Origin of the sequence: Sphingomonas sp. Leaf17 (assembly GCF_001421505.1) — a bacterium.
Lineage (GTDB): Bacteria > Pseudomonadota > Alphaproteobacteria > Sphingomonadales > Sphingomonadaceae > Sphingomonas.
On sequence record NZ_LMKL01000008.1, the window covers coordinates 249,700 to 268,852 of the forward strand.

Genomic DNA, 19,153 nt, shown 5'->3' on the forward strand with positions numbered 1-19,153 from the left:
CTTGTGCAGGCGTGGCGCGAGCGGGTAGACGAACGGCCATGTCCGACCTGTCCGTCGTTGCGCCGCCCACCCCCGACCGCGCCGTGGCGCTGCGCCAGACCGCACGCGACGTCATCCGCGACTGGCTGGGCGATCCCGATGACGCGCGGGTGCTGGCGATGGTCGCGCGGATGGGTCAGGCGGCGATCGCCGAGGCCGCCGACCAGAGCCGCCGCCTGCCCGATGGCCCCTCCCCGCAGATCGCGCGCGCCGACGCCTTGCTGAACGACCTGCGCGCACTGGTCGAGGGGCTGGCGGCACCGACGCCGCCGCCCGCCCGGCGCTGGTTTCCGTTTGGGGCCGCGCCCGTCCCCGCCCCGGTGTTCGATCAGGTCGAACCGAAGCTGGCAGCTTTGTTAAGCGCGCTCGACCAGCAACGCGATACGCTGCTCCACGACGCCGTGCGGATGCGCAGCGAACAGGACCGCGTCACCCGCGCTGATGCCCGGCTGGAGGATGCGGCCCACCTGCTCGACATGGTCGAGGCCGCCGCCAGCGCCGCCGCGCGCGAGACGGCGGCGACCAATCCAACGCGCGCCGCGCTGCTGCGCGGGCCGGTGTTGGCGGCGTTGCAGGAGCGCAAACGCGACGTGCTGACCCAGCTGGTCGTGACGCGGCAGGGACGGCTGTCGCTCGACATTCTGGGCGAGGCGCAAGGGTCGCTGGTCACCGCGATCGACCGCGCGCGCACGACGATGGCGGCGGCGTTGCGGACGGCGGTCGGCGCGGCGCGCGCGCTGGCCGATGCGCGGGCGATGAGCGAACAGGCGAGCGCGCTGGAGGCCACCGCCGGCGCGGCCGGGCCGGGTCGCGAGGCGGCGGCCGAACGGGCGCTGGCGGATGCGGTGGCGCAGATGCGCGCGGCGCTGGACGCGGCGGGAGGGACGGCGCGGGACATGGGTGGTTGAAAGCCCGGCTTCGCATGGTGGGCTAGGCGCTTGTCGGCGTACTGATGTTCGTTGTGGTTGCGGTCTTGCTCGATGCGTATCTTTTCGTGCCGTTCGATATCAGCTTTCGCGTGGCGTGTGCGGGCATGTGCCTCGCCTTCATCGCCAAACTGGCGGCGGATTGCCCCGGCGAACGGTCGCTTAGGATCGGTTTCTGGTTCGCGTTGATCGTGAACATCGGCGTGTTCTTCACGCCATTGGTCGATCGCCCGGCCTCACGCGGAGAATTGATGGTGTTCGCCCTGCCCGACGCGATTGTGGTGCTTGGGGCGGGCATCGCCTGTTATCCGGTGACCGATCCGCGCGGTCGTTCCGTTCGTCAGTTGATGATCCTTGGACTGGTTGTCGCTTTCGTCACATTTGCGGCCCTGATCGTGGTGCCCGTGCTGGTGACACGGTAAATACGGCATTCCTGGGTGCGGAGCCGGCCTCGCATACTGCCGTCATTGCGAGCGCAGCGAAGCAATCCAGGGCGTATCTGCGTGTCACTGGATTGCTTCGCTGCGCTCGCAATGACGGATATGAGTCGGCGGTGTACGGCGAAAACACCCGGCCGCACTGGATTCCCGCTTCCCCACGCCCTATCCTCCAGTCACCGGGCTGTTCGCCGGGCGGAGGTAAAATCGGCGTGTCGAGTTTCCTGCAACGGCTGGGCGATTTCCTGAGCGGGCCGGTGCCGACGCCGGCTGGTCCTGCGTCCGCCGCGCCGCCGTCACCGACGCCAGACCGCCCGACCGGCATGACCGCCGACGATCCGCGCCTGCCGAAACAGTCGCGGCCACAGGTCGAGCGGTTGCTGGCGCTGGTCGGGGAGATCGAGGGGCGCGCGGCGCGTGATCCGCTGCTCGCATCCGCACTGACCGAGGTTCGGCAGATGCGCGACGTCCATTTGCCGCAACTCGTCGCCAGCTATGCCGATATTCCGCCGGCGCACCGGGCGGACATATTCCGCAAGACCGGACGGTCGGCGAGCTATGTGCTGAACGAGGGCGTCGAGAAGATGATCGCGCGGGCCGAGGCGCTGTCGCGCAGCCTGGCGCAGGAGGATATCGACAGCTTCGCGGACAATCTGAAGTTCATCGAGACGCGGTACGGCGGGCGGGATCCGCTGGGGTGACACCCCGCCCGTTTGCCTCGAACAGCCGCCGGGCAGTTCCGTAAGGAGCGTGCCGAGATGGCGTATCGAGAGACCGGGACTTCGGGACAGTCTCTCGATACGGGCCTTCGCCTGCGCTCAGTCCCTGCTCAGGACGAGCGGGAAGCTTCAGGCCCCCAGTGCCATCGTCGGGGTCAGCCACACCGTCCCCTTGCCGCGGAACACGAAGACCAGCCCCTCGCCCGATCGCATCGCGTTGCGAAGTCCCCGGACCAGCGGCCGCAGTTCGACCTGCAGCGTGGCGGTGTACATCAGCATCAGGTCGCCATCGACGATCAGTTCGTCGGTGCCGTTCAGTTCGATGATCTCGATCTCGTCGACCGGCACCGGGGCCTCGACCACGAACGCGCCGGCACCCGTCAGCTTGGGCTGCATCAGACCGTTGCCCGACAGCAGGCCCTGCACCGAGCGGTGGACGTGCGTGCCGATCGCGATGTTGGCGTCGCAGGCGTAGAACGCGCCGTCATCAAGGATCAGCGAGTCCTGCGGCCCGTCCATCGCGGCGAGGATGAAGTGCTTGGCGGTCGGTTCGCTCCACACCTCGCCGCGCCCCGAAAAGCGGGTGGCGAACGCGCTCTCGCCGGTGCCGGCGGACGCGATGGCGCGGGCGAACATGCCGCCCTTCTGGTTGTTCTGCACCTCGACCTGCACCTGGCCGTGGGCATATTGCAACGCGCCGGGTTCAAGCAACGCCGCCCCGCCCTCCAGCACGACCCGCAACTGGCGCGCGGTCTGCGCGTGCGGCGGGTGGAGGTGGACCATCGGCGATGCGCCCGCCGCCGTGCCGGGCTTGGGCAACGGGGTCTGGCTCAGCGCATAGGTTTTCCGATTGAACTGATAGAGTTCGAACCGGACACCGGGGCTGGTGGCTTCGTCGATCTTGGTGCGGAACGCGGACATCGTGGCTCCCTTCGGACGATACGGAATCAGGCCTGACGCAGCGCCGGCAGCGCGTCGGCGATGCCGAACAGGTCGGCACGGCGGACGATGCGTTCGGCCCAGCGGCGGTGGGTCGCTGGCTCGCACATCGCGCCGCCGCTGGCAAATACCGCCGGACCGTCGCCGCTGAGCATCGCCTCCGCCTCGGCAAGCTGGCGGGCGGAGACGGCGTAGGCGGCCTGAATGATCGCGATCTGATCGGGGTGGATCGCGGTCTTGGTCAGCAGGCCGTGGTCGATATCGCGCGCGACCTCCTCGCGCAGCAACGCGGCGTCGGCGAAATTTTCCATGACGGGCGCGCTCAGGGTGAAATCCCACGGCGCGAAGGTGGCGACCAGACTGCCGATGATCGTCGCGAGCGGCCCGTCATAGGCGGTGCGCGTCGCCGACCGCCGCGTGCCGATCAGCTGCAACAGGTCGTTGCCGCCGATCCTGAGCGCGAGGATCCGGTCCTGCACACCGAGCAGCTGGTCACGGAACCGGCGCATCTCGTGCGCGTCGCACGCCTCGCGCGTTTCCAGCGTCGGCATCAGCCGGTGGTTGTCGTGGAAATGCAGCGAGGTGTAGGCGGGCATGCTGTCGGCATGCGCCTTCGGGATCACGAAGCCGTCGACCTGCTCGATCCCCGGCATCAGCAGGATGCGTTCCAGCATCGCCGCGTCGCGCGGGCGCACGAAGATATGCGGCAGGGTGTCGCGTCCCTGCTCGGCAAGGCGACGCAGGAAGGTGGCGAGGTTCGACAGTGCATGCGGCACATCGGCCTCGCGCACCGAATCCTCGATGCACAACACCGCCGACCGCAGCGCGGGAAAACGGCGACCGAGCAACGTCCTGGCCAGGTCGTCGCGGGTGCAGGGCAGATAGAGCGTCGCGCCAAGCGAGAGGGCATCGAGAGTCATGCGGAATCCTTGCCGAGCGACGCGATGATGGCGACCGCACGATAGCGACTGGTGGCGGGCAGCGGTTCCACGGGGACGCCGCCTTCGCGCGCGAGATGCAGCAGATGCGCGACGTCGGGGTCGTCGGCCTCGCGGATGTACAGCCGCTCGGGCAGGCGACGGAGCAGCGCGCGGGTCGCCTCGGCGATGCCGGGCTTGATGCGGTTGCGGTCGGTGGTGCCGGCGCGGGCCAGCATGTCGGCGACCAGCGTTTCGCACGCGGCCATCAGGGCCGGGCGTTTCGCGGCGTGCCCGTCGATCGCGCGCGGCTGGGCAATCGCCGCCATGGGGGCAAGCGCGTCGACAAAAGCGCGCGACCGGTCGGCGGCGGCGTGCTGCGGATAGGTGACGCAGGCGTGGAAATCGCCGGGACCGACCGTCTCGGCGCTCAGGATCGAGCGGCTGACGAGGCCGGAGACGATGCCGTTCAGCAGGCCCGAGGCGATGAGATAATCATCGTCGGTCGCGGCGATATCCGCCTGCCCCGCCGGATCGGCGATGACCGCCAGCGTCGGCGTGAACCCCATCGGCCGGTCGGCAAGGCTCGACCGCAGTTCGCCCGCGATCGCGCCCTTGCCGGTCCAGCCGTCGAGGAACACGACGTCAGCCGGATCGTGGCGCGCGGCGATGTGGGCCAGCGCCTGACGGTCGATGCCGCGGTCGCGGATGATGCTGATGGCGTAATGTGCCGAGCGGCCCCCCTGCGCCTGCAACGTGCGGTGCAGCAGCACGCCGATCGGCGTACCGGCGCGCGCGAGGCTGGCGATGACGACCTCACGGCCATCCGCCCGGTCGCGCAGGTGCGCGGCGAGCGCGGCTACATCGGCGGCCAGCCGTGCACCGTTGCGCGCGAGGGCCGCATCGTAGAGGTCGAGATAGGCTTGGCCCGGCACCGATTCCGGCGCGATCATCTCCGAATAATGGCGTGCGCCGGACTGGATCGCCGCTTCCTTGGCGGCAACGTCGGTGGCGGGCATCGCCACCGGCTTCAGCAGGAAGGTGACGTCCTGCGGCAGATAGCTGCCCGAAAATCCCACCGTCACAGGATGCTCCCGGCCAGCTGCGACCCCGTCGGCAGCATCGCGAAGTCGCACAGCGCCATGAACGGCGCATCGGTGCGGCTGTCGCCGATGCCGATGACCGGCAGGTCGGGGAAGCGCGCGCGCAGCGCCGGCAGCAGGTGCGCGACCGCGTGCTGCTTGCCCAGATAGGGCGGCATCAGCGCGACGTTGTTGCCGTTGCGGTGGTCGGTCCACCCCGCCCCCACGTCCGGCACGGCGGCATCGACCACCGCGAACAGCGCGTCGGCATCCATGTCGGCGTGCTTGGCAAGGACGTAGAGCGGCACGCCCTCCTCGGTCAGGACGCGGACGTTGATCGCCACGCCCTGCCGTTCCGCCTCGGCCGCGATCGCCGCGACGTGGGCATCAAGGACGGGACGGTAGCGTTCGGCCTCGGCGGCGATGCGGGTGGCCCAGGCCACATCGGGCTGGCTGTCGTCGCCAAGGATCACGCCGCCATGCGCGCAGACGGCGGCGGCGAACGGGATCTTCACCCGGCGCAGCGCATCCAGGCTGCGCGCCGTCACCGGCACCATGTGCGTCGTGTCCGACAGCCAGCGCAGGAACGCCATCTGGCGCGGCGTCGCATAGCTGAGCGGCGATCCGTCCTTGAGATAACCGAGCGGGGTCAGCTGCTCGAACGCATACTCGTCCGGGCATTTGCGGATCGTCTGGAACAGCGTGTCGTCGAGATCGACGAGGGTGACGGCGCGAATCATGACGGGTCTTTCCAGTCGACCGTGCGCGCATCCAGCGCGGCGATCAGGGTGGGGTCGATCGAACCTGACGGCGTCTCGTGACAGATCCAGGTCGTGCGTCCGTCGGCGGGATCGGCGTTGTAGAGATAATTGGGGACGCCGGTGTCGTAATTGTCGCGGAACATCAGTGCAGAGCCGATCGCGCCGCCGATCCGCGCCGGGCTGCGGCTGGTCGCCTGCACCACCACGTCGTGGCCGGCCGCGGCCATCCGCTCGGCCAGGCGGAACGGGGCCCAGGTGAACTCGCCGGTGCCGACGATGCGCAGCGGCTCACCACCCAGGATCGGCGGCAGCGCGGGCGGCATGGTTTCGACCACCGCCACCGTACCCATCCGGCCGTAATTGACCGCGTCTTGCATCCGCCCGAGCGAAGCGGCGGCGGTGTCGAACCCCTCGAACAGGTCGGTCGGCATGACGCTGTCCGCCGGCGTCCAGTCTAGCCTGCCGGCGAGCAGACGGACGCGGGTGGTGGGACGCGGCATACGCGCCATCCACGCGCCGCCGCCCGACCAGTCGGTCAGGGTCGCGACGACGATCCGCTCGACCTGCGGCCACTCGGCCACCAGCGCGGTGGTCAGGTTGGCCAGCGTGGTGCCGGTCGAAATCTCGTCATCGACCACGACAAGCGTGCGGGGCAGGTCGATCCCCTCCGGCCGGTACACCAGATGCGCCGAGGCATGGCTGTGCGGCTCCTCGAACCGGCAGAGCAAAGGGTGGTCGACCTGCTGCCGGGTCGAATGGAGGAAGGCGATGTCGTCGCGGCCGGTCTGCGCGCGCAATTCGCTGTGCAGCGTCTGACCAAGGCACACCGCCGTTTCCGCCAGCCCGACGACCATCACCGGTCCGGCGAGATCGGCGGGCACCTGCGCCGCCAGATCGCGCACGGCGGCACGCATCACCTGCGGCCGGGCGGGGATGTGCCGGCCAAGCACCTTCGACACGACCAGAAAGCCGCGCTTGGGATTGTTGCGCGCGGCGAAACCGCACAGCCGGTCGAGCGGCCATGCGGCGGATTCGACCGTGACCCGAACGGTCCCGGTCGGCAGCGCGATCGTCCGCGCCTCGGCATTCAGCATGTAGTCGTGATCCAATGCGCGGATGACCGGGGAACGGGTCCCCGGTCATCCCTGTCAATCTGGCCGGAGAGCAAGTCTCCCTCCGGCGGTCTCTGTCAGTTCGACCGGGGCGTGGCGCGCCCGGCCGGGGGCGTCAGACGTTGACGCCGAAGGACGATGCAAGCGGCCCGAGGCCACCGGCGAAGCCCTGCCCGATCGCCTTGAACTTCCATTCGCCATTGTTGCGATAGAGTTCGCCGAAGATCATCGCGGTTTCGGTCGAGGCATCCTCGGACAGGTCGTAGCGCGCCAGTTCGGTGCCACCGGCCTCGTTCAGCACACGGATGTAGGCGTTCGACACCATGCCGAAATTCTGCTTGCGGCCATCCGCGTCGTGGATGGTGACCGCGAAGCTCAGCTTGGTCACGTCGGCGGGCAGCTTGTCGAGGCCGACCACAACCACTTCGTCGTCGCCCGCACCCTCACCGGTGGTGTTGTCGCCCTGATGCGCTACCGCGCCGTCGGCACCGACCTTGTTGTTGTAGAAGATGAAATCGGCGTCGCTGCGCACCTTGCCCGCGTCGTTCAGGATGAACACGCTGGCGTCGAGGTCGAACGCGCTGCCGTCGGTGACGCGCGTGTCCCAGCCGAGGCCGACGCGGACGCTCGACAGGCCTGGGGCTTCCTTGCTGAGATTGACGTTGCCGCCCTTGGAAAGTGAAACTGCCATTGGTCGTCTCCCGTATTATGAGTCGGCCGATCAGCCGACGTTGACGCCGTAATTGCGGGCCATGGGGGCAAGGCCGCCCTTGTACCCCTGCCCGACCGCGCGAAACTTCCAGTCGCCATTGTGGCGATAGACTTCGCCGAAGATCATCGCCGTTTCGGTCGATGCGTCTTCGGTCAGGTCGTAACGCGCGATCTCGCGCCCGGTCGCATCGTTGACGATCCGAATGAAGGCGTTGGAGACCATGCCGAAGCTTTGACGCCGCGCCTCTCCGTCGTGAATCGTCACGGTGACGGCGATCTTCTGCACATCGGCCGGCACGCGGGCCAACTCGACCTTCAGCGCCTCGTCGTCGCCGTCGCCCTCGCCCGTGCGGTTGTCGCCGGTGTGTTCGACCGACCCGTCCGCCGACTTCAGATTGTTGTAGAAGATGAAGTCGGAATCGCCGCGCACCCGGTCCCCCGCCGCCAGCAGGAACGCGCTGGCGTCGAGGTCGAAATCGGTGCCGTCGGTCGTCCGCGTATCCCAGCCCAGACCGATCAGGATGTGGGTCAGACCCGGCTCCTCTTTCGACAGGCTGACATTGCCGCCCTTGGCGAGACTGACCGACATGCGCGCGTTCCTTTTCGTATCAGTTCAGGGTTTCGCCGGTCGGCTTGACCGGGTTGGCATCCTCCAGCGTCGCTTCGGCCCTGTTGCTGCGGACCGACGCCCAGAACGCCATGCCGATGAACGCCGCGCCGATCAGGCCGGTGATCGTTTCGGGGATGTGGAAATGCGCCGACAGCAGCATGATCGCGGCCAGTGCGACAATCGCATAGAACGCGCCATGCTCCAGATAGCGATATTCGGTCAGCGTGCCCTTCTCGACCAGCATCACCGTCATCGAGCGAACGAACATCGCACCGATGCCAAGGCCAAGCGCGATGATGAACAGGTTGTTCGACAGGGCGAAAGCACCGATCACGCCGTCGAACGAGAAGGACGCGTCCAGCACCTCAAGATACATGAACGCCGCGAACCCCGACTTGGCCGCGGTCTGCGTCATCGCATCACCGCCGTCACCCTCCAGCACCGATCCCAGCGCCTGCACCGCGATGAAGGTCACCAGGCCGAAGATGCCCGAGGTGATGAAGGTCAGCGCCTCCTCCGGGGTCAGCATCCGCGAGATGAAGTATAGCGCGAGCATCACGATGCCGAGCGCGATGCCCGAAATGCGCGACAGGCCGGCCAGCGGCTTTTCGACCATGCCCAGCCAATGCTCCTCCTTCTCGTCGTTCAGGAAGAAGTCGAGGCCGACCATCGCCAAGAACGCGCCGCCGAATCCGGAAATGCCGATATGCGCGCCAGTGATGATCCGTTCATATTCCACCGGATTGGTCGCGGCGAGCTTGATCGCCTCGATCGGGCCGAGCTGCGCGGCGATCGCGACCACCGCCAGCGGGAAGATGATCCGCATCCCGAACACGGCGATGACGATGCCCCAGGTCAGGAACCGGTGCTGCCATTTCGGGTCCATGTCGCGCAGCACGGTCGCGTTGACGACGGCGTTGTCGAACGACAGCGACACTTCCAGCACGCCCAGCACGATGACGATCCACAGGATGCCGAGCGTGCCCGACCAGTTGCCGGACATCTCGTGGCCCAGCCACGCCGCCAGGGCGAGGCAGATGCCGGTGAATATGAATGAACCCTTGTAGTATTTCAGCACGTCGTTTTCCCCCGGCCGGAGCTGGCCCCGCCAGCCCCAAGAATTATTTCCGTCCCGCGACCCAACGCATACCCCAGCCAAGCCGTTCATCGAGCACCTGCTGGTCGCGGAAATATTCGACGATCCGCGTTGCGTCGAAACTGCCGCCGCGGTTTTCGATCAGGACGATGCCGCACAGCCGCTGGTCGTTGCGCCCCTCGGTCATCCGTACCTCGATTGGCGGCTGGTCGGGCATCGTCACGGTGACAACGCCGTCGGTCTGCTGCCAGTTCGGCACGCCGTCATAGATGTTGGCGAAGACGATGACCCGCTTGACCTCCGCCCAGCGCGCGCCGTTGATCCGCATCGTCTCGCCGCTCGACACGTCGCCGGTGCGGTCGTCGCCCGACAGCATAATATAGGGGGCGGCGTCGAACGACCCGAAGCTGTTTCCCAGCGCCTGCACCGCGCCTTTACGCCCATCGGCCAGCTCGAACAGGCAGCCAAGGTCGAGGTCGATCGCGCTGCCACTGCCGAACAGGCCCTTCTTGCCGCGCGACCAGTTGAGGTTGACGACGATCTCGCCGAAGCTCGCGCCCTTTTTCTCCAGGCTGATCTTCTGGCCCGGCTTGTCGAGCGTCACCTTGCTCAACCGCACCGGCGTCGGGGCGGGAGCGGGCGGCGGCGGGGCGGCGGGCGCGTCCTCGGCCACGTCGATGCCGAACGACCGGGCCAGCGGGGCAAGACCGCCGGCAAAACCCTGGCCGACCGCGCGGACCTTCCACTGGCCGTTCCGGCGATAGAGTTCGCCCAGCGTCATCGCCGTCTCGGTCGCCCCGGCCAGCGCAGGCGCATAACGAATGTCACCGATACTCAGCGACACGCCGGTCAACTGCGCCAGCGTCTGCCGCCGCGCCTGACCGTCGTGGATGGTGACACAGAACACGATCCGCGCGATCTCGGCCGGCACGCGCGTCAGGTCGATGTCGAATCCGCCGCGCGGGCCTGCGCCGGCATCGAAGCGGACGCTGCCGCCGGCACCGGACGGCTGGTTGTAGAACACCATGTCGGCGTCGTCGCGGACCTTGCCGGTCGCGGTCAACAGATAGGCCGAGGCGTCCGCGTCCACGCCAGCACCGACGTCCCACGCAAAGGCCACCCGCACGCGATCACCGGTCACCGGCGCGTTCCCGCCCTGCTGCAAGTCGGTCATGTCCGCATCCCCTCGCGCGATCAGAGCGCCGCGGTGATCTGGGGCATCATGTCCTGGAACGTCCGACCCGTCGTCTGCTCGCCCAGCGCCTTCATCTCCCAGCCCGCGCCCGTCCGCGCGATCCGCGCCATGACCTGGCCGGTGTGCGACCCCTGCCCGGTCAGGTCGTAGCGCGCGGTTTCCTTGCCCGTCGTCGCATCGACCAGCCGGCAATAGGCGTTATCGATCCGCTCGAACGTGTCGCCGGTGAAGCTGTTGACAGTAAAGATCAGCGTCGTGACGCTGGCCGGCAGGCGCGACAGATCGACGGCGATCGTCTCGTCATCGCCGTCCCCTGCGCCAGTGCGGTTGTCGCCGCTGTGGACGATGCTGCCGTCCTTGCTGGTCAGCTGGCGGAACCAGACCTGGTCGACCAGCCGGCGGTTCGCGTCGAACAACAGGCAGGAGGCATCAAGGTCGATGTCGCCGCCGCCACCGCCGAACATGCCGAACAGCCCCTTGGCCTTCTTCACGTCCCAGCCCAGCCCCATCGTCACGCGCGTCAGCGTGCCGCCGTCGCTCTTTTCCAGACGGACCGTCTGGCCCTTTTGCAGATTGACCATGACGGACTCCCGATGACGACTGGGTGATATATGGATGCATCACGCTAGCCGGAACATAGCGGGGACGGCAACCCTAATCGACGGTCTTCATGGCCCCGCTCCGGCCGGTCAGCCCGGCAAAGGTCGGGTGTGCCGCCCCGTCGATCCGCACCGCATCGGGGATGGCCGCGACCACCGCCCCGCCGACCGGCACCGGCAGGTCGCCCGGATCGACCAGCCCCAGTTCGAGCGCGACATGCCACCATGGCAGATTGGCCCCGGCGAACAGCGCGTAATGGCACCCGCCGCTCATCCGCGGATTGACCTCCAGCAAAGTCTGGCGATCATCCCGGTCGGCGATCATCTGCACATTGACCAGCCCGTGCAGGCCGAACGCGGCGACCGTGCGCGCGGCCAGTTCGATCGCCGGACCGTCGACCGACAAATGCTGCGCCACCCGCCGCTTGGTGCGCGCGACCGCCAGCAGCACCCGGCCATGATCGGCAAGCACATCGACGCTCGTCTCGTCGCCCGGCAGATATTCCATCACCAGCAGCGGCACCGGGGCGGGCTCGGCCAGCGCGGCGGCGAAGACGGAAACGGGCAGCGTATGTCCGCCACCGGTCATCAGCCGGTCGAACAACGTCTGCGAATCATCGAGCCGCCAGAAGCCGGCGCCGAACACGCCGCGCGCGGGCTTGACGCACAGGCCGTGGCCGTCGGCGCGCAACGCCGCGACGGCCGCCGCGAACCCCGTCGCCTCGGTCACGCAATAGGTCTGCGCGACGGGCAGGCCAAAACCGGCGGCGGCGCGGGTAAAGGCGTGCTTGTCGTCGATGATGTCGAGCGTCGCCGGCGACGCGGCCAGCGCAAGGCGGGTGCCGACCGCGGCAAAATCGGCGGCGAAGGGGGCCAGCATCTCGCGCTGTTCACCCGCCAGGAACAGGTCGACCGCATGCGTGCGGCAGACGTCGAGGCACCAGTCGCGGTAACCGCCCGCGACATCGTCCGCCTCGATCCACGGTTCGACCAGCGCGACGTCGGCGGCGGTCAACGCGGCGGCGTCGGCGAACGGGTGCGACGCGATCAGGCGGATTCGGCCGGCATCGGCCATGCGGATTGCGACCAGCGCGTTGCGGACCGAATGCCCCTTGTTGAACCAGACCGTCTTGCCCACGCACTCGCCCCACCGCGTGCCCAAGGCCATTCCCCGGGCAAGCGGATCGCATGGAAGCGGGGGTGTGCGGGATCAACCGAAATATGCGCGGTCGCCCACGGGAGACGGGTTTTCCCGACGAACCTGTTGACGGTTCACCCTGCTGCACCGCGTGGGGGCGATATGGCGCGCGGCGGATGATCGGTGATGACGGCGCGGCGGCCACACGCTGAACGTCGCGCGTCAGGGCCGATCGACATTCATCGCGATGGCGTCTCTTGTCGATCGTACTCCCGGGTCAAGCCCGGGAGTACGAGGGGATCCACCAACATCAGCCGCAAAAGGCCATGTATGTCGATCCGTCCCGTCTAGCGACTTCCCGCGCGTCGGATCCCGACGCCTTTTGCCGCCAATGCGTTGATTCGACGTCCCGACCGGCCGGGCCATCCATGGCCTGGGTTGAAACCGTGTTGCCGCGCCGTATCACGAAGCAGCTTCGCGAGGGCGGCACACCCGGCTGATCGGCAACGGTAACGCGCCTAGCCGGAAACTCTGGCCTCGTGTTGCCAGACCAGATCGTACGACACGGAATGTTGCAGCCTCGATCGGCCCATACCGCGCGTTCGATCGAAACCCCATTGGCAGGGCGCGGATCGTCCACGACCGCGCCCTGCGTCTGGGATCAGCGCGTCGCCATCTGCGCGCCAGGCAGGCGGTTCAGGCCCGTGCTGGCGACGGCATGCGACGACAGGACCATGCCGTTCGGCAGGTCCATCGCGACGGCCGGGCGGTCCAGCACCGCCGTGTAGAGCGCACGCGCCTCCGCGCTGCGGTTGGTCTTTGCATAGACCGCGGCAAGGTTGAGCATCAGTTCGGGGCGCTGCGGATAGATCCGGCGCTCGGCGGTCAGCATCCGCTCCGCCTTGGCCAGATCGCCGCTGGCGATCGCGGTAAAGCCGGTGCGTTCACCCGCCAGCGCCGGCGTGGTCGCCACCAGCGCCAGGGCGAGGGCTGCGCCTGCACGGCAGGATGCACGGAACATCGTCATCATTCATCTCCCGCATGTCCGGCCTCGATTGGTCGGTTACACTTTTGTTACGCGAAGATGTCACTTTCGTGAAACGAGTGCAAGCGATGTTGGGCGTTCCGGCACGGCTGGGCAGGCCGCGGGCACGAAAAAGGGCGGCCCCGACCGGGACCGCCCTTTTGAACTTTCGGCATCGGCGACGACGATCAGAAGTCGTTGCGATACTGCTCGTTGCCGATGAAGCCGAGCTTCGAGACGTTCGACCGCTTGATGACGGCGAGCGTCCGATCGACCACTTCATACTTCGCGGCCTTGTCGGGCTGGAAGTGAAGCTCCGGCTCGACAGCCATCGCCGCCGTCTGGTCGAGATACTGGCGAAGCGTCACTTCGTTCACCGGCGTCCCGTTCCATGCGACCGTGCCGAGCGGATCGATCGTGATCTTGTTCTTCTCGGCATTGACCGGCGGCTGCTTGGCGTTCGGATCGTTGACGGGAAGATCGACCTTTACCGCGTGGGTCTGGATCGGGATGGTGATGATGAACATGATGAGAAGCACGAGCATGACGTCGATCAACGGCGTCGTGTTCATGTCCATCATGGGTTCGCCTTCTGCGCCCCCAGAACTCATTGCCATGTCGTAATACTCCTGAGACTAGGCCCGGTGTGTCGCGTCCACCTTACAGGCGGGCGACACCCTCGCCGGGGGGCGGTTCGGAGATGAAGCCGACGCGGGCGAACCCGGCCATCTGCATCGTGTAGATCGTGCCGCCGACGCAGGACCAGTTTACATTCACGTCACCGCGGATGTGGGCTTCCGGCAGTTCGAGACCAGCGGCGTTCGCGCCGCCCTGACGGGCGATCTCGGCCTTCAGTTTCTCGACTGCACGATCGATCAGTTCCTTGCTCGTCACCGGGGATGTGCCCCAATAGACCGCGCAGGAACCGTCGGGCTTGGACGTCACCGACAGCAGGACGTTTTCAGGTTTCGTCGTCGTCGGGTCGAACCGGACGTCGGGAAGCTTCAGCTTCACCGACTGGATCACGACCGGGACGGCGATCAGGAAGATGATGAGGAGCACCAGCATGACGTCGACCAACGGCGTCGTGTTGATGTCCGACAACGGCTTCTCTTCGGAGGAGTCTCCACCGACACTCATCGACATGTGCGCGCTATCCTATCCATTATATCTGCCGGGGCCTTGTGCGCCCCGGCAAAGGGTCCGGGGACACCGGACCGGTATCCCCGAAACACCTTCTTATGCGCGCGACGTCGGCACGCCGCCGGTCTGGCCAGCGGTGGTCGTCGCTGCAACCGGCTTCGTCAGGCCAGGCTTGCCCGGTGCGGTCGGACGAACCGAACCACCCGAGGCCAGGAAGCCCAGAACGTCGGTCGAGAAGGCCGACAGGTCACGGGCGATCGACTTGTTGCGCGCCTGCAGCCAGTTGTACGACAGCACGGCCGGAACCGCGACGACCAGGCCGAGTGCGGTCATGATGAGCGCCTCGCCGACCGGACCTGCGACGGCGTCGATCGATGCCTGACCGGCCGAACCGATCTTGATGAGTGCGCGGTAGATGCCGATAACCGTTCCGAACAGGCCGATGAACGGCGAGGTCGAACCCACGGTTGCAAGGAAGGCGAGACCGCCGGCCAGCTTCGAGTTGATGGCGGCTTCCGAACGCGACAGCGAACCGTGCAGCCAGTCATGCGCCTCGACCGGATCGGTCAGCTTGCCGTGCTGCTCCTGCGCAGCCAGACCGTCGTCGACGATCTGCTTGTAGGCCGAGTTCTTCTCCAGCTTGGCCGAACCCTCGCGCAGCGAGTTGGACTGCCAGAAGTTTTCGCGAACGCGCTTGGCCTGGCCCATGATCTTCTGCTGCTCGAACAGCTTCGAGAACAGGATGTAGAACGACACGATCGACATCAGCACCAATATACCGAACACGGTCTGCGAAATCAGGCCGCCTTCGCGCAGGGCCGGGCCGAGGCCGTAGGGGTTTGCGCCCGGAGCGGCTGCACCAGCGGCAGCAAGGATGGTGGTCAGCATGGTTAGGTTCGTCCTCTGATTATATTATTCGGTAGCAAATTTAGTGACGTCGGTTTGGGGCCTGCTCCCCCCGGCGACGGGGGGAGCGAGGATCAATCCTTCGGCAGGGTCCAGCGGATGCGGGCGCCGGATGCCGACCGGATCGGATTACCCGCCTGGTCAAGCGCCGGCGAATAGCGTCCGCGCCGGGTCATGGCCGTGCAGGCCGCCCGATCCAGCGTCGACGATCCGCTCGACTGGGTCACGACGCAATTCTCGACGCGGCCCGACGTGCTGATTTCCCAGCGCATGCCGACCGAACCTTCCTCGCCGGCGCGGATCGCGCTGGGAGGATAGTCGTCGTTGCTGACCCACGATGCCGGGCTGCCCTTGGCACCAGCCGCCTTGCTGACCACGGGAGCCGGCGGCGCGGGTGGCGACACCGGCGCAGGCGGTGCCGGCGGCGCGGCGATCGGCGTGGGCACGTACACCTGCGGCGGAGTCGGAACCGTTGCGACCACGACGGGCGGCGGGTTCGGATTCTGCACGATCGGCGGCGGCGACACGACGGGTGGCGGCTGCATGGGCGTGTCTGGCGGGGGCGGGGGCGGCTCGTCCGGCGGCGGCGGCGGAGGCGGTGGCTCCACGTCGAACGTATTCAGCTTTTCCGAGGCCTTCTTGACGTACTGGTACGCAAGGCCCGTGACGAAGGCATAGCCCAGCGCAATGTGAATGAGCGCGACGATGACGATCGCGACCACTTTGCCACTGGACATCTTCTGGTCAACATAAGCCATTCAGCGACGACACTCCCTAATTTTTCCGTTCTTGATCGCGCGGCCATTCGACCAGCGGACCATGCGACGAGCCAATATAACCTTACGCAGACCTAAACTTCTAACGAGACGCTAACGCCCGTGCAAACGCTTTGTCTGACGCAACAAACGTACAAGCGCTTGGCGACAGATTTATTTCTGTATCGTTCATGACCGCTGGGGTAGCGAACGCCCCATGCATATCACCCGTCGCTGGACCGCCCTCGCCTCGCTGAGCCTTGCAATGGTCGCCGCCCCGGCCTGCGTTGCCGCACAGGATGCCCCCTTACCGACCGCCGCCACGGCCCCCGGCACGATGCCCGGGACCGGCACACAGGGTGGGCCGGGCTATGCCGATCTGGCCGATCTTGTCCTGGCGGCACCGCTCATCGCCGACGTCGCGGTCCGATCGGCGGCGCGGATCAAGCCGGATGAGGCGACCGGACTGGCGCCGGGCATGGCGCGTTTCTATGTCGAGGCCGACGTGCAGGCGCTCGTGCGCGGCGCGAACGGCCTGCCGCCGCGAATCGGCTATCTGGTCGACGTCCCGACCGATGCGCGCGGAAAGGCGCCCAAACTGAAGAAGGCGCGGTTCCTGATCTTTGCCCGTCCGGTGCCGGGCGGCGCGGGCCAGGTCCAGCTGATCGCCCCCCATGCCCAGCTGGACTGGACCCCCGATACCGACGCCCGCACCCGCGCCATCGCCAAGGAGGTGCTGGACGCGGCCGCGCCGCCGCAGATCACCGGCGTCGGCAACGCCTTCCATGTCGCCGGCGCGCTGCCGGGCGAGGGCGAAACGCAGATCTTCCTGACGACCGCCGACCAGCGGCCGGTTTCGCTGTCCGTCCTGCGCCGGCCCGGCGAGCAGCCGCGCTGGGCCGTGGCGCTGAGCGAGATCGTCGACGAGGCCGCCGCCGCACCGCCGCGCGATACCCTGCTGTGGTATCGGCTGGCCTGCGGTCTGCCCGAGCGGCTGCCCGACACCAGCACCGCGTCGCTGACGCCGGAGGATGCCGCGGTCGCGGTCGCCGACTTCCGGTTCGTCCGCGACTCGCTGGGGCCGTGCGGGCGCACCATCGGCGGCTGACCGGCCGGGCCGGCGTCAGGCGACGGTGATGACCTGCCCGGTGGTCGACAGCGCCTGATCGAGAAAGACGACGGCGGCATCGACGGCATCGGCCGCACTGCCGGGGCCGGCGATAACGGCGTTGACCCGGCGCACCGGTGCCGATTCGATCGCCAGCGGTCCGATCGCGGCGATATCGCGCGCCATCATTACCGGATCACGGTCGGATGCGAACACCAGCACCACCGATTCGGCCGTGGCCGCGCGCACCGCCGCCACCGGATCGTCGCCGGCCGCCAGCGTCACGCGCATGGGCGATGGCGAATCATGGTGACGCCGATCGATTCGCCGTTTTCGGAAATGGCGAGCTTCACGATCTTGACCAGCACGCGACGCACACGAACATCCTGCAGGAACAGGGTTTCGCAGATATGGTCGGCCACCCCCTCGATCAGCGTGAAATGGACGCCCGGCGGCAGGGCGGTGGTCGCCGCATGTTTCAGGTCCATGTAGTTTTTCGACGCGGCAAGCGGCGTATCGGGGTCGAAGCGCGGCGGAATGTCGAGATCGACGGTGAGCGAGATGCGCAGCGGCTGCGGCAGATGCGTCTCCTCCGAATAGATGCCGGTCAGGACCTGCACCACCATGTCGTGGACTTCGAGCTGGAGACTGTCGTTCATGCCGCGCCGCATAGCATAGCGGTGGACGGAGGGAAGCCGTCAGGCGGTCGCGCTGTCCCGCGTGCTGGCGGCGTCATGCCAGCGGTGCAGATGCACGGCGTCCGCCCGCACCGTCAGCCGCGCGGCCCTGGCGAAATCGACCGTGACCAGCGCGGTGATGTCGGCAAAGCTGTACCGGTCGCCGGCAATCCACGACGTGGTCACCAGCCGGGCGTCCAGCGCATCGACAAACGCATCCCACATGATCCGCCCGCGCACCGACAGGTCCGGGATCTGGTCGATCGCCGGCCATTTGCCGACCTCGCCGCGCCCGGCAAAGGCCGGCGCACTGTTGCGCAGGACATAGACGGCGGCGGCATAGCCGTCACCCTCGATCCGGCGGGTCCAGGATTCGATTCGTCCGACCGCGAGCGGTGTGTCGCCGAACAGCGACGGCGTCGGGTGCAACGCCTCGAAATAGCGACAGATCGCCGCCGATTCGCAGATGACCTCGCCATCGTCGAGTTCGAGCGCCGGCACCGCGCCACGCGGGTTGATCGCCAGATACGGGTCGGCCAGATGCTCGCCGGTCCGCAGGTCGACCGCCACCCGGTCGACCGCGATCCCCTTCTCGGCGAGGTAGATGCGGACCCGGCGCGGTGACGGGGCCCAGGCGGCGTCATACAGCTTCATCGCCATTATCCTTGCGTTCAGGCACCCCCACGCTAAAGCGCGCGGCCCGCGTCGTCCATGGACCTACGCGGTTCGGGAGCCGCCATTGACCGCGTTCGTACCTCTGGACACCATCGACCCGACGCTGGTCGAGGCGCTGCTCGACCGGGCTTTCGGGACCGATCGCCACGGCCGCACCGCCTACAAGGTGCGTGGCGCAGGCGCGATGCTGCCGCACCTGAGCTTTGCCGCGGTCGAGGACGGGACGCTGATCGGGTCGATCCAGTGCTGGCCGGTCGTCCATATCGGCGACGACGGGGCCACCCGGCCGCTGGTGATGGTCGGGCCGGTCGCAGTCGAGCCGGGGCGGCAGGGCGACGGCATCGGCCGCGCGCTGATGACGCTGGCGCTGGAGGCGGCCGATGCCGCGCCGGGGCATCCGCCGCTGATGCTGATCGGCGACCCGGACTATTATGGCCGGTTCTTCGGCTTTACCGCCGGGCACACCGCCGCGTGGCGACTGCCGGGACCGGTCGAGCGTCACCGCCTGCTGGCGCGGGGCGACGCCGTGCCGGACGAGGCCGGACTGCTGGCACCGGCGGACACAGGTCCGTGAGTCGGTTTGC

The 19,153-nt window shown here is 67.6% G+C and carries 24 protein-coding genes; 5 read left to right on the forward strand and 19 right to left on the reverse strand.

The features are described from left to right. Nucleotides 1-38: 38 nt before the first annotated feature. From ASE75_RS13210 to ASE75_RS13220, 3 genes are all read left to right on the forward strand, one after another. Entirely contained in the window at nucleotides 39-947 is a 909-nt protein-coding gene (locus ASE75_RS13210; protein WP_055934313.1) for a toxic anion resistance protein, read from the forward strand. A gap of 65 nt (nucleotides 948-1,012) precedes the next feature. Next, on the forward strand, nucleotides 1,013-1,387 hold the full coding sequence (locus tag ASE75_RS13215) for a hypothetical protein (RefSeq protein WP_162233741.1): 375 nt from the start codon (nucleotides 1,013-1,015) through the stop codon (nucleotides 1,385-1,387). A gap of 227 nt (nucleotides 1,388-1,614) precedes the next feature. Further along, nucleotides 1,615-2,103 carry a hypothetical protein gene (locus ASE75_RS13220; protein ID WP_156340475.1) on the forward strand — a complete coding sequence of 163 codons (489 nt, stop codon included), beginning with the start codon at nucleotides 1,615-1,617 and terminating at the stop codon, nucleotides 2,101-2,103. A 147-nt stretch (nucleotides 2,104-2,250) separates the two neighbouring features. Here the strand turns inward: ASE75_RS13220 and ASE75_RS13225 are convergent, their stop codons facing one another. From ASE75_RS13225 to ASE75_RS13300, 16 genes are all read right to left on the reverse strand, one after another. After that, nucleotides 2,251-3,042, reverse strand: a complete 792-nt coding sequence (locus ASE75_RS13225) for an AIM24 family protein (RefSeq protein WP_055934319.1) — start codon at nucleotides 3,040-3,042, stop codon at nucleotides 2,251-2,253. A gap of 26 nt (nucleotides 3,043-3,068) precedes the next feature. Continuing rightward, complete coding sequence (locus ASE75_RS13230; protein WP_055934322.1) at nucleotides 3,069-3,980, reverse strand: HpcH/HpaI aldolase/citrate lyase family protein; 912 nt, start codon at nucleotides 3,978-3,980, stop codon at nucleotides 3,069-3,071. After that, nucleotides 3,977-5,062: a cysteine protease StiP domain-containing protein gene (locus ASE75_RS13235; RefSeq protein ID WP_055934325.1), complete on the reverse strand. Its 1,086-nt coding sequence runs from the start codon at nucleotides 5,060-5,062 to the stop codon at nucleotides 3,977-3,979. The genes ASE75_RS13230 and ASE75_RS13235 overlap by 4 nt, the downstream gene beginning before the upstream one ends. Then, nucleotides 5,059-5,799, reverse strand: a complete 741-nt coding sequence (locus ASE75_RS13240; protein WP_082463978.1) for a hypothetical protein — start codon at nucleotides 5,797-5,799, stop codon at nucleotides 5,059-5,061. Before ASE75_RS13240 ends, ASE75_RS13235 begins: the two co-directional genes overlap by 4 nt. Next, on the reverse strand, nucleotides 5,796-6,914 hold the full coding sequence (locus tag ASE75_RS13245; RefSeq protein WP_055934328.1) for a phosphoribosyltransferase domain-containing protein: 1,119 nt from the start codon (nucleotides 6,912-6,914) through the stop codon (nucleotides 5,796-5,798). Before ASE75_RS13245 ends, ASE75_RS13240 begins: the two co-directional genes overlap by 4 nt. A gap of 133 nt (nucleotides 6,915-7,047) precedes the next feature. Beyond that, on the reverse strand, nucleotides 7,048-7,623 hold the full coding sequence (locus ASE75_RS13250; RefSeq protein WP_055934331.1) for a TerD family protein: 576 nt from the start codon (nucleotides 7,621-7,623) through the stop codon (nucleotides 7,048-7,050). A 30-nt stretch (nucleotides 7,624-7,653) separates the two neighbouring features. Then, on the reverse strand, nucleotides 7,654-8,232 hold the full coding sequence (locus tag ASE75_RS13255) for a TerD family protein (protein WP_055934334.1): 579 nt from the start codon (nucleotides 8,230-8,232) through the stop codon (nucleotides 7,654-7,656). 19 nt (nucleotides 8,233-8,251) lie between these two features. Then, nucleotides 8,252-9,331, reverse strand: coding sequence for a DUF475 domain-containing protein (locus ASE75_RS13260; RefSeq protein WP_055934338.1), 1,080 nt, complete (start codon nucleotides 9,329-9,331; stop codon nucleotides 8,252-8,254). A gap of 43 nt (nucleotides 9,332-9,374) precedes the next feature. Continuing rightward, nucleotides 9,375-10,523, reverse strand: a complete 1,149-nt coding sequence (locus ASE75_RS13265) for a TerD family protein (RefSeq protein WP_055934340.1) — start codon at nucleotides 10,521-10,523, stop codon at nucleotides 9,375-9,377. 20 nt (nucleotides 10,524-10,543) lie between these two features. Next, nucleotides 10,544-11,125, reverse strand: coding sequence for a TerD family protein (locus ASE75_RS13270; protein ID WP_055934342.1), 582 nt, complete (start codon nucleotides 11,123-11,125; stop codon nucleotides 10,544-10,546). A 73-nt stretch (nucleotides 11,126-11,198) separates the two neighbouring features. Then, nucleotides 11,199-12,311 (reverse strand): ATP-grasp domain-containing protein, encoded by a 1,113-nt coding sequence (locus ASE75_RS13275; RefSeq protein ID WP_055934344.1) that lies wholly within the window; start codon nucleotides 12,309-12,311, stop codon nucleotides 11,199-11,201. Nucleotides 12,312-12,942: 631 nt separating this feature from the next. Beyond that, nucleotides 12,943-13,308 carry a tetratricopeptide repeat protein gene (locus ASE75_RS13280; RefSeq protein ID WP_055934566.1) on the reverse strand — a complete coding sequence of 122 codons (366 nt, stop codon included), beginning with the start codon at nucleotides 13,306-13,308 and terminating at the stop codon, nucleotides 12,943-12,945. Nucleotides 13,309-13,493: 185 nt separating this feature from the next. Further along, nucleotides 13,494-13,922: an ExbD/TolR family protein gene (locus ASE75_RS13285; protein WP_055934346.1), complete on the reverse strand. Its 429-nt coding sequence runs from the start codon at nucleotides 13,920-13,922 to the stop codon at nucleotides 13,494-13,496. A gap of 43 nt (nucleotides 13,923-13,965) precedes the next feature. Then, nucleotides 13,966-14,451 (reverse strand): ExbD/TolR family protein, encoded by a 486-nt coding sequence (locus ASE75_RS13290; protein WP_082463979.1) that lies wholly within the window; start codon nucleotides 14,449-14,451, stop codon nucleotides 13,966-13,968. A gap of 93 nt (nucleotides 14,452-14,544) precedes the next feature. After that, nucleotides 14,545-15,336, reverse strand: a complete 792-nt coding sequence (locus ASE75_RS13295; RefSeq protein ID WP_055934349.1) for a MotA/TolQ/ExbB proton channel family protein — start codon at nucleotides 15,334-15,336, stop codon at nucleotides 14,545-14,547. A gap of 92 nt (nucleotides 15,337-15,428) precedes the next feature. Continuing rightward, entirely contained in the window at nucleotides 15,429-16,112 is a 684-nt protein-coding gene (locus ASE75_RS13300; RefSeq protein WP_055934351.1) for an energy transducer TonB, read from the reverse strand. Between the two features lie 214 nt (nucleotides 16,113-16,326). Between ASE75_RS13300 and ASE75_RS13305 the strand changes: the two genes are divergently transcribed. Then, nucleotides 16,327-17,217 (forward strand): hypothetical protein, encoded by an 891-nt coding sequence (locus ASE75_RS13305; RefSeq protein WP_156340477.1) that lies wholly within the window; start codon nucleotides 16,327-16,329, stop codon nucleotides 17,215-17,217. Between the two features lie 15 nt (nucleotides 17,218-17,232). On the opposite strand, the gene ASE75_RS13310 is transcribed toward ASE75_RS13305, so the two are convergent. Genes ASE75_RS13310 through ASE75_RS13320 form a run of 3 tightly spaced genes read right to left on the reverse strand, consistent with a single transcriptional unit; the run spans nucleotide 17,233 to nucleotide 18,548 of the window. Further along, entirely contained in the window at nucleotides 17,233-17,508 is a 276-nt protein-coding gene (locus ASE75_RS13310; protein WP_055934353.1) for a Rossmann fold domain-containing protein, read from the reverse strand. Next, a complete protein-coding gene (locus ASE75_RS13315) occupies nucleotides 17,499-17,876 on the reverse strand; it encodes a dihydroneopterin aldolase (protein WP_055934568.1) in 378 nt (125 codons plus the stop codon). The genes ASE75_RS13310 and ASE75_RS13315 overlap by 10 nt, the downstream gene beginning before the upstream one ends. A gap of 39 nt (nucleotides 17,877-17,915) precedes the next feature. Continuing rightward, nucleotides 17,916-18,548 (reverse strand): glutathione S-transferase family protein, encoded by a 633-nt coding sequence (locus ASE75_RS13320; protein ID WP_055934569.1) that lies wholly within the window; start codon nucleotides 18,546-18,548, stop codon nucleotides 17,916-17,918. An 85-nt stretch (nucleotides 18,549-18,633) separates the two neighbouring features. On the opposite strand from ASE75_RS13320, the gene ASE75_RS13325 reads away from it, so the two are divergent. Continuing rightward, nucleotides 18,634-19,143, forward strand: a complete 510-nt coding sequence (locus tag ASE75_RS13325) for a GNAT family N-acetyltransferase (RefSeq protein ID WP_055934355.1) — start codon at nucleotides 18,634-18,636, stop codon at nucleotides 19,141-19,143. Nucleotides 19,144-19,153: the final 10 nt, after the last annotated feature.

Bases quoted from the DNA above. Each gene is read 5' to 3' on its own strand.
- ASE75_RS13210 (WP_055934313.1), top strand. From the start codon at position 39: ATGTCCGACCTGTCCGTCGTTGCGCCGCCCACCCCCGACCGCGCCGTG.
- ASE75_RS13225 (WP_055934319.1), bottom strand. From the start codon at position 3,042: ATGTCCGCGTTCCGCACCAAGATCGACGAAGCCACCAGCCCCGGTGTC.
- ASE75_RS13230 (WP_055934322.1), bottom strand. From the start codon at position 3,980: ATGACTCTCGATGCCCTCTCGCTTGGCGCGACGCTCTATCTGCCCTGC.
- ASE75_RS13240 (WP_082463978.1), bottom strand. From the start codon at position 5,799: ATGATTCGCGCCGTCACCCTCGTCGATCTCGACGACACGCTGTTCCAG.
- ASE75_RS13245 (WP_055934328.1), bottom strand. From the start codon at position 6,914: ATGCTGAATGCCGAGGCGCGGACGATCGCGCTGCCGACCGGGACCGTT.
- ASE75_RS13250 (WP_055934331.1), bottom strand. From the start codon at position 7,623: ATGGCAGTTTCACTTTCCAAGGGCGGCAACGTCAATCTCAGCAAGGAA.
- ASE75_RS13255 (WP_055934334.1), bottom strand. From the start codon at position 8,232: ATGTCGGTCAGTCTCGCCAAGGGCGGCAATGTCAGCCTGTCGAAAGAG.
- ASE75_RS13265 (WP_055934340.1), bottom strand. From the start codon at position 10,523: ATGACCGACTTGCAGCAGGGCGGGAACGCGCCGGTGACCGGTGATCGC.
- ASE75_RS13270 (WP_055934342.1), bottom strand. From the start codon at position 11,125: ATGGTCAATCTGCAAAAGGGCCAGACGGTCCGTCTGGAAAAGAGCGAC.
- ASE75_RS13275 (WP_055934344.1), bottom strand. From the start codon at position 12,311: ATGGCCTTGGGCACGCGGTGGGGCGAGTGCGTGGGCAAGACGGTCTGG.
- ASE75_RS13280 (WP_055934566.1), bottom strand. From the start codon at position 13,308: ATGACGATGTTCCGTGCATCCTGCCGTGCAGGCGCAGCCCTCGCCCTG.
- ASE75_RS13285 (WP_055934346.1), bottom strand. From the start codon at position 13,922: ATGGCAATGAGTTCTGGGGGCGCAGAAGGCGAACCCATGATGGACATG.
- ASE75_RS13290 (WP_082463979.1), bottom strand. From the start codon at position 14,451: ATGTCGATGAGTGTCGGTGGAGACTCCTCCGAAGAGAAGCCGTTGTCG.
- ASE75_RS13295 (WP_055934349.1), bottom strand. From the start codon at position 15,336: ATGCTGACCACCATCCTTGCTGCCGCTGGTGCAGCCGCTCCGGGCGCA.
- ASE75_RS13300 (WP_055934351.1), bottom strand. From the start codon at position 16,112: ATGGCTTATGTTGACCAGAAGATGTCCAGTGGCAAAGTGGTCGCGATC.
- ASE75_RS13305 (WP_156340477.1), top strand. From the start codon at position 16,327: ATGCATATCACCCGTCGCTGGACCGCCCTCGCCTCGCTGAGCCTTGCA.
- ASE75_RS13310 (WP_055934353.1), bottom strand. From the start codon at position 17,508: ATGCGCGTGACGCTGGCGGCCGGCGACGATCCGGTGGCGGCGGTGCGC.
- ASE75_RS13315 (WP_055934568.1), bottom strand. From the start codon at position 17,876: ATGAACGACAGTCTCCAGCTCGAAGTCCACGACATGGTGGTGCAGGTC.
- ASE75_RS13320 (WP_055934569.1), bottom strand. From the start codon at position 18,548: ATGAAGCTGTATGACGCCGCCTGGGCCCCGTCACCGCGCCGGGTCCGC.